Below are 13,632 nucleotides of genomic sequence, written 5' to 3'. Positions count from 1 at the left end.
CATTCTGTGTGGAACGACGCTCGCACGACCAACCTGATCGCCAACACGCTAGCCGTGCTGGCGGTCTGCGCCATGCTTCTGGCGGGCGTGGTGTGGGTGGCGCAGCGTCCGTACTTCACGCTGTCGGCGATCGAGCTGGAGTCGACGCCGGACACCGAGCTGCACTATGTATCGCCGGGCGCGGTGCGCGCGGCGATCGCGGGGCGTTTCAAGGGCAACTTCTTCACGGTGGACCTGGACGACGCGCGCGAGATCTTCGAGTCGGTGCCGTGGGTGCGCCACGCCACCGTGCGGCGGATCTGGCCCAATGTGCTGCGCGTGCGCATCGAGGAGCAGCAGCCGCTGGCGCTGTGGAACGAGAACCAGATGATCAACACCTGGGGCGAGGCGTTCACGGCCAACACGGGCGAGGTGGACGACGAGACGGTGTTGCCGCAGTTCTCCGGGCCCGAGGGCACCGAGTCGCTGGTGGTGCAACGCTACGCCGAACTGGCGCGCTGGTTCGCGCCGCTCGATATGCATGTCAAGCAGCTGGAGCTGAGTCCGCGCTACGCCTGGCGCGTGGTGCTGTCCAACGGCATGCTGCTGGACCTGGGTCGCGATCCTGGCGCCGACGCGCCGGATCCGCACGGCCTGCCCGGCGCGCTGCCGTTCGCGGCGCGCATTCAACGTTTTGTGCAGGCCTGGCCCGCCGTGGCGGGGCGCCTGGAAGGGCGCACCATCACGCAGGCGGACCTGCGCTATCCCAATGGTTTCGCTCTGGCGCTGGCCCCGTTGCCCGCGTCGGCAAACAAACCCAAATCCACACCGAAACCTCCCAAGAAACGCTAACGCCATGACCCGTGACATCAAGGACCTTATCGTCGCCCTCGATATCGGCACCAGCAAGGTGGTGGCTGTGGTGGCTGAAATCCTGCCCGAAGGGCGATTCGAAGTGCTCGGCCTCGGCCAGCATGAATCGCGCGGCATGCGCAAGGGCGTGGTCGTCAATATCGAGACCACTGTGAATTCGATTCAGCGCGCGCTTGAAGAAGCCGAGCTGATGGCAGATTGCAAGATCCGAGACGTCTACACCGGCATCGCCGGCAGCCATATCCGCAGCTTCAATTCCAGCGGCATGGTCGCCGTGAAGGACAAGGAAGTCACCGCCACCGACGTCGCCCGCGTCATCGAGACCGCCAAGGCGGTGAACATCCCGACCGACCAGCAGGTGCTGCACGTGCTGACGCAGGAGTTCATCGTCGACGGCCAGGAAGACATCCGCGAGCCCATCGGCATGAGCGGCCTGCGCCTGGAAGTGCGCGTGCACATCGTGACCGGCGCCGTCAGCGCCGCGCAGAACATCGTCAAGTGCGTGCGCCGCTGCGGCCTGGAAGTGCAGGACCTGATCCTGCAGCCGCTGGCGTCGAGCCTGGCCGTGCTGACCGCCGACGAAAAGGAACTGGGCGTCGTGCTGGTGGACATCGGCGGCGGCACCACCGATGTCGCGATCTTCACCGGCGGCGCGATCCGCCACACCGCCGTGCTGCCGATCGCCGGCGACCAGATCACCAACGACATCGCGGCCATGCTGCGCACGCCGACGCCCGATGCCGAGGAAATCAAGCTGCGCTACGGCGTGGCCAAGCAGGTGCTGGCCAGCCCGGACGAGTCCGTGGAAGTGCCGGGCCTGGGCGACCGCGGCCCGCGCCAGGTCAAGCGCCAGGCGCTGGGCGCCGTGATCGAGCCGCGCGTCGAAGAACTGTTCACGCTGGTGCAGCAGGTGGTGCGCGACTCCGGCTACGAGGACCTGTTGGCTTCCGGCGTGGTGCTGACCGGCGGCTCGGCGCAATTGCCCGGCATGATCGAACTGGCCGAGGACGTGTTCCTCAAGCCGGTGCGCGTGGCGGTGCCCGAATACGAAGGCAGCCTGGCCGACGTGATGCGCAATCCGCGCTTCTCGACCGTGATGGGCTTGCTGCAGGAAGCGCGCATGCAGCGCGTGCGTGGCCGCAAGGTGGCCGCGCAGACCGGCAATTTCAAGAGCCTGCTGGCGCGCATGAAGGAATGGTTCATGAATTAAAGAGGGGGGCAGGTTGGGGCCTGCTCCTTGGCACGATCCGCAGCGGTAGGGCGGGCCGGGCCAGAAAGGGGAGGCGTCTCAAACCCGTTGCGGACCAAAGCAGTCGGCGTCGGCTTTGAGGCGATTCACAAAATATAGGTTGTTGGGGAATTTTTGTGATTTGCAAATCGGACTTGTGAGGGAGTCATCATGATGAACTTTGAGATGCTTGAGAACAACACCAAAGGGACCGTAATCAAGGTCGTTGGTGTGGGCGGTGCGGGCGGCAATGCCGTCGCGCACATGATTCGCAGCGGCGTGCACGGCGTGGATTTCATCTGCGCCAACACCGATGCGCAGGCACTGGCGGCGACCAACGCCCCGGTGCAGATCCGTCTGGGCCGCACCGGCCTGGGCGCGGGCGCCAAGCCCGAACAAGGCCGCGCATCGGCCGAAACCGCGCGTGAAGAGATCCGTGCCGCCCTGAACGGCGCGCACATGGTCTTCATCACCGCGGGCATGGGCGGCGGCACCGGCACGGGCGCAGGCCCGGTCGTGGCCGAAGTCGCCAAGGAGCTGGGCATTCTGACGGTGGGCGTGGTCACCAAGCCCTTCACGTTCGAAGGCAACAAGCGCCTGAAGATGGCCGAGGACGGCATCGCCGAACTGGCCAAGCACGTGCATTCGCTCATCGTGGTGCTCAACGAGAACCTGTATGAACTGATGGACGAGGACGCGACGCAGGAAGACTGCTTCCGTTCGGCCGACGACATCCTGCACAACGCTTGCGCGGGTATCGCCGAAATCATCAACGTCGAAGGCAACGTCAACGTCGACTTCGAAGACGTCAAGACGATCATGGGCGAGCAGGGCCAGGCCATGATGGGCACGGCATCGGCTTCGGGCGCTGACCGCGCCCGCGTCGCCGCCGAGCACGCGATTGCCTGCCCGCTGCTGGAAGGCGTGGACCTGAACGGCGCGCGCGGCGTGCTGGTCAACATCACCGCCAGCCGCTCGCTGAAGATGCGCGAAACGCGCGAAATCATGGAAACGATCCGCAGCTACGCTTCGGACGACGCGACCGTGATCTTCGGCACCGCCTACGACGAATCGATGGGTGAAAACCTGCGCGTGACCGTGGTTGCGACCGGCCTGGGCCGTGCGCAGGCGCGTCCGCAACTGGTGCAGACCACCGCTGAAGTGCTGCGCACCGGCACCGACAACATGCCCATGGGCACGATGCCGGCCGCCGGTCAGGGTGATTACCGCAATCTGGACATGCCGTCTGTCATGCGCAACCCGCGCAGCCAGGCGTCGGCCCAGGTGCGCGCGCTGGAAAGCTCGGGCATGGATCATTTCGACATCCCGGCTTTCCTGCGTAAGCAGGCGGATTGAACCTGGAGCCTGGTTTCAGGCTCTACATGCACTCCCTCATCTCCGGCTTGCCTGTCCCCGCAGGCAAGCCGGAGGCGGAGCGGCCCGTGTTTCCCTTGCACGGCTTTGAATAGGGGACGGTTTTATCGGTCGGTCCTGACGCCTTGATGGCGTTGAGAACCGGACAGAGTTACAATACGTCAGTTACGCCGGCAATCTCTTGTCATCTTGTCGGCTTCCTGGCTCAAAATACCTTAGTCTCATGTTCCGACAGCGCAGCATTCAGAATCTCGTCCGCACGACAGGCGTCGGCGTCCACTCCGGACGGCGGGTCGAGCTCACCCTGCGTCCGGCAGCGCCCAATACGGGCATCGTGTTCCACCGCGTCGATCTGCCCGAAGTCGTCGACCTGCCCGCGCAGGCCACTGGCGTGGGCGATACGCGCATGGCGTCCGTCCTGCAGCAGGGCAACGTCCGCGTCTCCACGGTGGAGCATCTCATGTCGGCGCTGGCCGGCCTGGGCATTGACAACCTGCATATCGACCTCACTGCCGAAGAAGTCCCCATCATGGACGGCAGTGCGGCAACCTTCGTGTACCTGTTGCGCTCGGCGGGCATCGTCGAGCAGAACGCGCCGAAGCAATTCATCCGTGTGTTGAAGACGGTGGAAGTGCGCGAGGGCGAAGGCCGCAACGAGAAATGGGCCCGGCTCGAACCCCACGAAGGGTACGCGCTGGCCTTCTCGATCGACTTTCGCCACCCCGCCATCGACTCGACCGCGAATTTCGCTGAAATCGATTTCGCCACCCATTCGTACGTGCGCGAGATCGCGCGCGCCCGCACCTTCGGCTTCGTCAACGAAGTCGAGGCGCTGCGCTCGATGGGCCTGGCCCGCGGCGGCAGCCTGGACAACGCCATCGTCATGGACGAATACCGCGTGTTGAACAGCGACGGCCTGCGCTACGACGACGAATTCGTGAAGCACAAGATCCTGGACGCCATCGGCGACCTGTATCTGCTGGGCAAGCCGCTGGTGGCGCGCTACGTGGCATGCAAGTCGGGCCACGCGCTGAACAACCAGCTGGCGCGCGCGCTGCTGGCGCAGCGCGACGCCTGGGAAATGGTGACCTACGAATCGCAAGCCGAGGCGCCGCAGGCGTTCCGGCACGAATGGCAGCTGGCCTGAGGCCAGTCTGTCCTTGATGGCCGGTGCGCCGGGGACCGTCCCCGGCTGACATCCGGCCATTTTCATTGGGTGGCGCCGGTCGCCATCCTTGTGCCCGCCAGCGCCGTCCAGGTGCAATCCGCGGGGCGCGCCCAGCCCGGACATCGGTCCGAAGGCGCCATCCCGATGGCGGGCGTCCGGACAAGTCCGGTTTTCTCAGCTACCCTTGTGGTGCTTCAATAGCTTGGCGACCGCGTCGGCCAGCGGGCCGGGGCGCAGGTTGTCGTGCAGCGTCTCGAAGGCGCCCAGCGCGGTTGTTCCCAGCGGCTGGGCTTCCTTGGGCGGCAGCGGCTGGCGGGCCCCGGGCTTGGGCAGGCCGGCTTGTACCTTCACCGCAATTTCGTTAAGGTTCCAGCCTTGGTCCGCCAAGGCCTGCGCGATGCGCGGGGCCAATTGACGCATCTTCGCCGCGTGCGCGGCACTGGGCACCACCAGTTGAAGGCGCTGGTTTTCCAGCTTGCCGACCTGGCAGACGGAGCCCAACGGGGCGGGCAGGATCGCCGCCACCGCATATTGGATTTGCAAGTGCTTGCGGGCGGTCGCCAGTACCCCGGCGCCCCGCATGTCATGACCCAGCCATCCCAGGGCGGTATTTTCCCTCCGCCGGCTGGAACTGGAACGTTGACGGTATGAAGTGGGTCTATTCATCCCGGCTCTGAGAATTAGGAAGCAAACCTTGAAAATCGTGATTATGCACGCCCGCGACGGGCGGGACGGGCATTTCACCCTGGGAGGCGCGCGTTTGGCGTTGTTTCTGGGGGGCGCGCTGATGACGGCCGCCATCTTCGGCGCCGCCCTTCAGCGCTACATTACACCCATCCTGCCCGCGGTACACACGGTGGGCTGGCCGCTGTCCGAACAGCCGGGACGCGACGCGGACTTCCTGCGCGGCAACATGAACCTGCTGGCCGCCAAGGTGGGCGCGCTGCAGGCCAAGCTGGTCAGCATCGACGGCCTGGGCCAGCGGGTGGCCAAGGTGGCGGGCGTGGCCTACACCGACCCCGAGGTCGCCAAGCAACTGGTCTCGGCCCCCGCCGACAGCCAGCATACCCCCGAGGCCACCCAGGTGATGGACGACCTGTTCACCGAGGGCACGCCGCCCAGCGCCGCCTCGGCCGAAGCCCTGGGCCGCCAGCTGGACGAGATCCAGGAACGGCTGGCCCTGCAGACCGACAACCTCAAGCTGCTGGACGCGGCGCTGACCCGGCGCTCGGCCGACCAGGCCCGCATGCCGACGGCGATGCCGATCACCGATTACCCCTATCTCAGTTCTTCCTACGGCTGGCGCCGCAACCCCGTGACCGGGCGTTCGGCCATGCACGAGGGGCTGGACTTCGCCGCGCCGCCAGGCACGCCGATCCTGGCGGCCTCGGGCGGGGTGGTGCTGGAAGCCAAGTTCCATCCCGGCTACGGCAACATGGTCGAGATCGACCATGGCGACGGCCTGATCACACGGTATGCCCACGCCTCGTCCCTGATGGTCAAGCAGGGGCAGCTGGTCGAACGGGGCCAGCAGGTGGCGCGGGTCGGTTCGTCCGGCCGCTCCACCGGGCCGCACCTGCATTTCGAGGTCCGCCTCGCCGGACAGCCGCTGGATCCGCGGCTGTTCCTGGGGCCGCAGCAGAATGCCCCGCCGACGGTGGCGCAAGCCGGCGGCGGCAGCGCCGCGCGCTGACGCCCGATCCGGGCTACAGTGCCACCCTGGCCATAGGTCCAGGCTATTACGCGCCAGGTGCGTTAAACTGGTTCGTTTCCCAGCGGACCCCCGCTCAACCAAATAAATCAAGTCACGGGTCACGCCGACCCAGCCTTTCGGGGGCGCGGCGGGGCTCGTGCGGCCGACATACGCATGGTTTCTCTGCTCAAAAAACTCATAGGTAGCCGCAACGACCGGCTGCTTAAGCAGTATCGCAAGCTGGTAACCCAGATCAATGGGCTGGAGCCCAAGATCTCCGCGCTCTCCGATGCGGAGCTGGCGGCCAAGACCGCGGAATTCCGTTCCCGCCATTCCGAGGGCACGTCGCTCGACGACCTGCTGCCCGAAGCCTTCGCCGTCGTGCGCGAGGCCGGCAAGCGGGTGTTCGGCATGCGTCACTTCGATGCGCAGCTGCTGGGCGGCATCGCCCTGCACAGCGGCAAGATCGCCGAAATGCGCACGGGCGAAGGCAAGACGCTGATGGCCACGCTGCCGGTCTACCTGAACGCGATCGCCGCCAAGGGCGTGCACGTGGTCACGGTGAACGACTACCTGGCCCGCCGCGACGCCGAATGGATGGGACGCCTGTATCACTTCCTGGGCCTGTCCACGGGCGTGGTGGTGCCGCAGCAGCCGAACGAGGAAAAGAAGGCCGCCTACGCCGCCGACATCACCTACGGCACCAACAACGAATTCGGTTTCGACTACCTGCGCGACAACATGGAATACCGTGTTGACGACCGCCGCCAGCGTGGCCTGTTCTACGCCATCGTCGACGAAGTGGACTCGATCCTGATCGACGAGGCGCGCACGCCGCTGATCATCTCCGGCCAGGCCGAAGACCACACCGAGCTCTACATCCGCATGAATGCGGTGCCGCCGCTGCTGACCCGCATGGCCAGCGAGCCCAAGCCGCAGGAACCGGAACCCGAGGGCGACTATTGGGTCGACGAAAAGAGCCAGCAGGTCTACCTGTCGGAAGCCGGCCACGTCAATGCCGAAGGCATCCTGGCGCGCCTGGGCATCCTGCCCGAGGGCGAGTCGCTGTACGACCCGCGCCACATCGCGCTGATGCACCACCTGATGGTGTCGCTGCGCGCCAATACGCTGTTCTTCCGCGACCAGCAATACGTGGTGCAGGACGGCGAAGTCATCATCGTCGACGAATTCACCGGCCGCCTGATGGTGGGCCGCCGCTGGTCCGATGGCCTGCACCAGGCGGTCGAGGCCAAGGAAGGCGTGAAGATCCAGCACGAGAACCAGACGCTGGCGTCGATCACCTTCCAGAACTACTTCCGCATGTACGAGAAGCTGTCCGGCATGACCGGCACGGCCGACACGGAAGCGTACGAATTCCAGGAAATCTACGGGCTCGAGACGGTCATCATCCCGACCAACAAGCCCATGATCCGCAAGGACCAGAACGACCAGGTCTTCAAGACGGACGCGGAAAAGTACAACGCCATCCTCGAAGACATCCGCGACTGCCACGAGCGCGGCCAGCCGGTGCTGGTGGGCACCACCAGCATCGAGAACTCCGAGCTGCTGTCGGGCCTGCTGAAAAAGGCCAAGCTGCCGCACGAAGTGCTGAACGCCAAGCAGCACGCGCGTGAAGCCGAGATCGTCGCCGAAGCCGGCAAGCCGGGCCACATCACCATCGCCACCAACATGGCGGGCCGCGGTACCGACATCGTGCTGGGCGGCAGCGTCGACAAGCAGATCGACCTGATCCGCGCCGACGAATCGCTGTCCGAAGCCGAAAAGACCGCGCGCATCGAGAAGGTCCGCGCCGACTGGAAGCCGCTCAACGAGCAGGTGAAGGCTGCCGGCGGCCTGCGCATCATCGGCACCGAGCGCCACGAATCGCGCCGTATCGACAACCAGCTGCGTGGCCGTGCCGGCCGCCAGGGCGACCCGGGTTCGTCGCGCTTCTACCTGTCGCTGGAAGATTCGCTGATGCGCATCTTCGCGGGCGACCGCGTGCGCGCCATCATGGAACGCCTCAAGCTGCCCGAGGGCGAGCCTATCGAGGCCGGCATGGTGACGCGTTCCATCGAGACCGCGCAGCGCAAGGTGGAAGGCCGCAACTTCGACATCCGCAAGCAACTGCTGGAATACGACGACGTCGCCAACGACCAGCGCAAGGTGCTGTACTCGCAGCGCAATGAAGTGCTGGAAGCGGCCAGCGTCGGCGCCACGGTCGAGAACCTGCGCGACGCCGCGGTGGTCGACCTGTTCAACACCTACGTGCCGCCGGAATCGGTGGAAGAGCAGTGGGACATCCCGGCCCTGCAAAAGGCGCTGGAGGCCGACTGGCAGGTCCACCTGCCGTTGACCGAGATGCTCGAGAAGGAAGCCAACCTGACCGACGAGGATCTGCGCGAACGCGTGATCGCGGCGGCGCGCGACATCTACCAGGGCAAGGTCGACCAGGTCGGCACCGAGTCGTGGTCGCAGTTCGAGCGTTCGATCATGCTGCAGGCGATCGACACGCACTGGCGCGAGCACCTGTCGGCGCTGGATTACCTGCGCCAGGGCATCCATCTGCGCGGCTATGCGCAGAAGAACCCCAAGCAGGAATACAAGCGCGAAGCCTTCGAACTGTTCTCGGGCATGCTGGACCGCATCCGCGACGACGTCGTGCGCGTGCTGATGACGGTGCGCGTGCAATCGTCCGAGCAGGTCGAGCAGGCCGAGGCCGAAGCCGCCCAGTCGCATGTGCAGAACGTGCAGTACCACCACTCCGACTACGACGAGGCGCTGGCCCAGTCGGCCGACGACTCGGGCGCGCAGCCGGTGCGCAACGCGCTGCCCAAGGTGGGCCGCAACGATCCGTGCCCGTGCGGCAGTGGCAAGAAGTACAAGCAGTGCCACGGCAAGCTGGTCTGAGCGGATAACGCCATGCTGCATGCCGTCGGCCACACCGAGTTCGACCACGCCGTGGTCATGGTGCGCGACCGCCTGGATGCGCTGGCGCCGCACTTCGAGCGCCAGGGCTTTCACCTGAGCGACAAGGCGGTGCACAACCTCGGTTCGTGCAACCGCCTGATCGTGCTCGAAGGCACCTACGTCGAACTGCTGGGCTGGCCGCCCGGCGCGCCGCCGGCGCGCAAGGAAATCGCCGATTCGCCCTTCGGGCTCGAGGCGCTGGTGTTCCGCACCTATGACGCCGAGGCCACCCGCGAGCGCCTGCTCGCCGCCGGCTTCGCCGTCAATCCGATGCAGGAACTGTCCCGTCCGGCGATGCTGGATGGCCGGGAAGTCGAGGCCCGTTTCCATACCGTGCGCTTCGCCGAGCAACCGCTGCCCGGCATCCGCATGTATTTCTGTCGCCACCTGACGCCCGAGTGCGTCTGGTCGCCCGAGCTGATGGCCCATCCCAACGGCGCCCGCGGCCTGCTGCGGATCGACGCCCGCGCGGCGCAGCCGCGCCAGGTGGCCGAGCGCCTAGCCCTGGTGGCCGGGGTGACGGCCGAAGCCGCCGCGGGCGGCTGGGACGTGCCGCTGGCCAACCTGCGCATCCACGTGCGTGAAGACGCCTCGGCGCTGACGCCGGTGCTGTCCACGCTGACGCTGGAAAACCGCGACGGCGCCCACTACACGCTCGATACGGGCGTCTGATCCTGCCTTCCGCGCGCGGTCGCCGCGCGGGCCTTTTCCCTGTTTGACCTCACCGTTTCCTTTTTTTCAGGGACGGAGCTTTGTCGCGCATCTTGCGGGCAAACCCGGGTTGTCGACCAAAGTGTATGCACTTTAGTATGCACTTCAATCCCACCCGGAGCGCCCAGGCGGCCGACACTCTCATGACGTCATCCCGACCCGCAGCCCGCACCATGGCCGGCCAGGCCGAGCTGTACAACGCCGTCAAGGCGATGGCGGTGAGTTTCGAGTTCAAACCGGGCGAACGCATCAACGAAGTCGAGCTGGCCCGGCGCCTGAACGTGAGCCGCACGCCCCTGCGCGAGGTGCTCAACCAGCTGATGGTGGAAGGGTTCCTGACCCGTTCGGTGAACCGCGGCTTCATCGCGCGGCTGCTGGACGCCAAGCAGATCCACAGCCTCTATGAATACCGCGCGGTTCTCGAGGCCGGCATCGTGCGCGCCGCCTGCGAGCGCGCGACCGACGAGGAACTGGCGTCATTGCGCGCCTTCGTCGAGCGTTCGCGCGACGTACCCGAGGACAGCGACGCGACCCGCCTGCTGGAACTGGACGAAGCATTCCACCTGACGCTGGCGCGCTATTCGCGCAACGAGGAATTCGTGCGGGCGCTGGAAAGCGTCAACGCCCGCATCCATTTCGTGCGCTGGATCGACATGCAGCAGGGCCGTCGCAGCCATACCCAGGGCGAGCACATGCGCATCGTCCAGGCGCTGGAGCGGCGCGACATCGAGGCTTTGCCGGACATGATGCGCAGCCACATCGGCCGGCGGCTGGACCAGATCACCGATGTCATCCGCACCGGTTTTTCCACGATTTACATGCGGGACCAGGCCGAACCCGCCACGGCAGCGCCGGCCAACACCACAACAGCAGGGGAAAACACATGACCTACACAACCATGCGGCGCGCCTTGGCGGCCGTTTGCGCGCTTGCCGCGCTGGGGGGCGGATTGGCCGCCGCGCCCGCCCGGGCGGAAGAAAAGCCGCTGATCCTGGTGGTGCCGTATCCGCCCGGCGGCAGCACCGACATCCTGGCCCGCATCCTGCAGCCGCGGCTGTCCAAGGAACTGGGCGGCCGCGCCGTGGTGGTGGAAAACCGTCCGGGCGCCGCCAGCCAGATCGCCACCGCTTTCGTGGCGCGGGCCGAGCCCGACGGCAGCACGCTGCTGGTCAGCTTCGACAACCACGGCATCAATCCGGCGGTGAAACCCAAGCTGCCCTATGACACGTTCAAGGACTTCGTCGCCATTACCCAGACCGTGCGCTTTCCGCTGGTGCTGGGCGCCAACCCGGGCGTGCCGGGCGACAACCTGAAGGAATTCCTGGCGGCCGCGGCCAAGCTGCCGCCCAACAAGTTCAACTACGCCTCCACCGGCGTGGGTTCGCTGAACCACCTGGCGCCCGAGGAACTCAAGCGCCTGTCCAAGGTGGAACTGCTGCACGTGCCGTATGGCGGCGGCGGGCCGGCCATCCAGGCGGTGGTGGGCGGGCAGGCCAACATGACCTGGCTGAGCTTTGCCGCGCTGCGCGGCCAGATCCAGGCCGGCAAGATCAAGCCGCTGGCGGTGGCCGGCGAGAAGCGCCTGCCGGACCTGCCCAACGTGCCGACGGTGGCAGAGTCCGGTTTCCCCGGGTTCGTCGCTTATTCGTGGAGCGGCATGTTCGCGCCCAAGGGCACGCCGGAGGCGACCGTGAAGAAGCTGACACAGGCCTTCAATACCGTGCTGGCCGATCCCGACGTCAAGAAGAAGCTGGAAGAGGCGGGCTTCGAGATCGTGGCCTCGAACGGTCCGGCGCTGGATGCCTACGTGAAGGCGGAATACGACCGCTGGAGCAAGTTCATCAAGAGCAGCAACATCAATCTGGATAACTGAGCGGCCGGCGGCGGGGCGCGATGGCGCCTCGCCCGGTCCGCGCATCGCGTGGAGAAGACATGGATACCTTGACCGGCGCCGAAGCAATGGTGCGGATGCTGCAACACAACGGCGTCAAACATATTTTCGGCCTGTGCGGCGATACCAGCCTGCCGTTCTACGACGCGCTCTACCGGCTCGATCACGGCATGCAGCACATCCTGACCCGGGACGAGCGCAGCGCCGGCTACATGGCCGACGCCTATGCCCGCGTGACCGGCAAGGTCGGCGTGTGCGAAGGCCCGAGCGGCGGCGGCGCGACCTATCTGCTGCCGGGGCTGGTGGAGGCCAACGAGTCGTCCATCCCGGTGCTGGGCATCACCTCCGACGTGGCGGTGGGCTCGCGCGGCAAATACCCGCTGACCGAGCTGGACCAGGAGGCGCTGTACCGGCCGCTGACCAAGTGGAACCGCACCATCGACCGCGCCGACCAGATTCCCGGCATGGTGCGCGCGGCGTTCCGCGCCATGACCACCGGCAAGCCCGGTTCGGCGCACCTGTGCTTCCCGTATGACGTGATGAAGCAGCAGGTCGATGCCGCCGACGTCTGGGCCCAGCCGGAACACGCGCAATTCCCCTCGCTGCGCTACGCGCCGGATCCGGCGGACGTGGCGCGCGCCGCGCAGCGCCTGGTGGGCGCGCGCGCGCCGGTCATCATCTGCGGCGGCGGCGTGGTGATCGCCGGCGCCAGCGGCGCGCTGCAGGAACTGGCCGAGAGCCTGAAGGCCGCGGTCTGCGTGACCGTCAGCGGCCAGGGCAGCCTGGCCGACACGCATCCGCTGAACGCGGGCGTGGTGGGCTCGAACGGCGGCGTGATGGCGACGCGCGACGTGGTGGCCGCGGCCGACGTGGTGCTGTTCGTCGGCTGCCGCGCGGGTTCGACCTCGACCGAGCACTGGCGCTTCCCGAACCGCGACGTGCCGATCCTGCACATCGATATCGACCCGATGGTGATCGGCGCCAACTACCTGACCGAAGTCGGCCTGGTGGGCGACGCCAGGCTGGCCCTGCAGGCGCTGGGCGCCGAGGTGCAGGCGCGCCTGGCGCACCGGCCGTCCGACGCGGCCGATGGCGCGGTGCTGGCGGGCCGCGCCAAGGCCGCGCGCCGCGCCCAGCTGGAACCGCTGGCCAGCAGCATGGACGCGCCGATCCGTCCCGAACGGGTGGTGCAGTCGCTCAATCGCCTGCTGCCCGACGACGCGGTGGTGTGCGCCGACCCCGGCACGCCGTGCCCGTACTTCTCGGCCTACTACGATGTGTCGCGGCCCGGCCGCCACTTCATCACCAACCGCGCCCATGGCGCGTTGGGCTTCTCGATGTCCGCGGCGCTGGGCGCGTGGGTCGGCCGGCCCAACGCCAAGTGCGTGTCGGTGATGGGCGACGGCAGCTTCGGCTTCACGGTCGGCGAACTCGAAACCATCGTGCGCCACAAGGCGCCGCTGCTGATGATCGTGTTTTCGAACTCGGTCTATGGCTGGATCAAGGCCAGCCAGAAGGCCGGTTACGACAAGCGTTACTACAGCGTGGACTTCGATCGCACCGACCACGCCCGCATCGCCGAAGCCTATGGCGTGAAGGCCTGGCGCGTCGAGGATCCGGCCAAGCTGGACGCGGCCATCAAGGCGGCCATGGAGCACGACGGCCCGGCGCTGATCGACGTGGTGGCGCAGCCGCTGCAGGATGCGGCGGCGCCGGTCAGCCAGTGGATGGGCTGACAGGCCGGC

11 protein-coding genes are annotated in these 13,632 nt (G+C 66.7%); 10 read left to right on the top strand and 1 reads right to left on the bottom strand.

What is annotated here, in order from left to right:
* Positions 1-6: 6 nt before the first annotated feature.
* From I6I07_RS02720 to lpxC, 4 genes are all read left to right on the top strand, one after another.
* Positions 7-831 (top strand): cell division protein FtsQ/DivIB, encoded by an 825-nt coding sequence (locus I6I07_RS02720; protein WP_006392957.1) that lies wholly within the window; start codon positions 7-9, stop codon positions 829-831.
* 4 nt (positions 832-835) lie between these two features.
* Positions 836-2,062 carry a cell division protein FtsA gene (ftsA, locus tag I6I07_RS02715; protein ID WP_006217473.1) on the top strand — a complete coding sequence of 409 codons (1,227 nt, stop codon included), beginning with the start codon at positions 836-838 and terminating at the stop codon, positions 2,060-2,062.
* 189 nt (positions 2,063-2,251) lie between these two features.
* Positions 2,252-3,436 (top strand): cell division protein FtsZ, encoded by a 1,185-nt coding sequence (gene ftsZ / locus I6I07_RS02710; protein ID WP_006392958.1) that lies wholly within the window; start codon positions 2,252-2,254, stop codon positions 3,434-3,436.
* Between the two features lie 241 nt (positions 3,437-3,677).
* A complete protein-coding gene (gene lpxC, locus I6I07_RS02705; RefSeq protein WP_006392959.1) occupies positions 3,678-4,601 on the top strand; it encodes a UDP-3-O-acyl-N-acetylglucosamine deacetylase in 924 nt (307 codons plus the stop codon).
* A gap of 195 nt (positions 4,602-4,796) precedes the next feature.
* On the opposite strand, the gene I6I07_RS02700 is transcribed toward lpxC, so the two are convergent.
* A complete protein-coding gene (locus tag I6I07_RS02700; RefSeq protein ID WP_198487409.1) occupies positions 4,797-5,204 on the bottom strand; it encodes a flagellar hook-length control protein FliK in 408 nt (135 codons plus the stop codon).
* 127 nt (positions 5,205-5,331) lie between these two features.
* Here I6I07_RS02700 and I6I07_RS02695 point away from each other — a divergent pair, with 127 nt between their 5' ends.
* The 6 genes from I6I07_RS02695 (at position 5,332) to I6I07_RS02670 (ending at position 13,623) form a co-directional block, all read left to right on the top strand.
* The gene (locus I6I07_RS02695) at positions 5,332-6,315 is read left to right on the top strand and encodes a M23 family metallopeptidase (protein WP_198487408.1); all 984 of its coding nucleotides are present in this window, start codon (positions 5,332-5,334) and stop codon (positions 6,313-6,315) included.
* A gap of 174 nt (positions 6,316-6,489) precedes the next feature.
* The gene (gene secA, locus I6I07_RS02690; RefSeq protein ID WP_198485605.1) at positions 6,490-9,225 is read left to right on the top strand and encodes a preprotein translocase subunit SecA; all 2,736 of its coding nucleotides are present in this window, start codon (positions 6,490-6,492) and stop codon (positions 9,223-9,225) included.
* A gap of 12 nt (positions 9,226-9,237) precedes the next feature.
* Complete coding sequence (locus tag I6I07_RS02685) at positions 9,238-9,957, top strand: VOC family protein (RefSeq protein ID WP_198485604.1); 720 nt, start codon at positions 9,238-9,240, stop codon at positions 9,955-9,957.
* 182 nt (positions 9,958-10,139) lie between these two features.
* Positions 10,140-10,883, top strand: a complete 744-nt coding sequence (locus I6I07_RS02680) for a GntR family transcriptional regulator (RefSeq protein WP_232625882.1) — start codon at positions 10,140-10,142, stop codon at positions 10,881-10,883.
* Positions 10,880-11,869, top strand: a complete 990-nt coding sequence (locus tag I6I07_RS02675; RefSeq protein ID WP_198485603.1) for a tripartite tricarboxylate transporter substrate binding protein — start codon at positions 10,880-10,882, stop codon at positions 11,867-11,869. Before I6I07_RS02680 ends, I6I07_RS02675 begins: the two co-directional genes overlap by 4 nt.
* Before the next feature lie 59 nt (positions 11,870-11,928).
* Positions 11,929-13,623: a thiamine pyrophosphate-binding protein gene (locus I6I07_RS02670; protein WP_198485602.1), complete on the top strand. Its 1,695-nt coding sequence runs from the start codon at positions 11,929-11,931 to the stop codon at positions 13,621-13,623.
* Positions 13,624-13,632 lie beyond the last annotated feature (9 nt).

The sequence above is a fragment of the Achromobacter deleyi genome (assembly GCF_016127315.1).
Taxonomy (GTDB): Bacteria; Pseudomonadota; Gammaproteobacteria; order Burkholderiales; family Burkholderiaceae_B; genus Achromobacter; species Achromobacter insuavis_A.
Note: the sequence above shows the minus strand (reverse complement) of the source record. Positions and strands in the feature narration are given on the sequence as shown.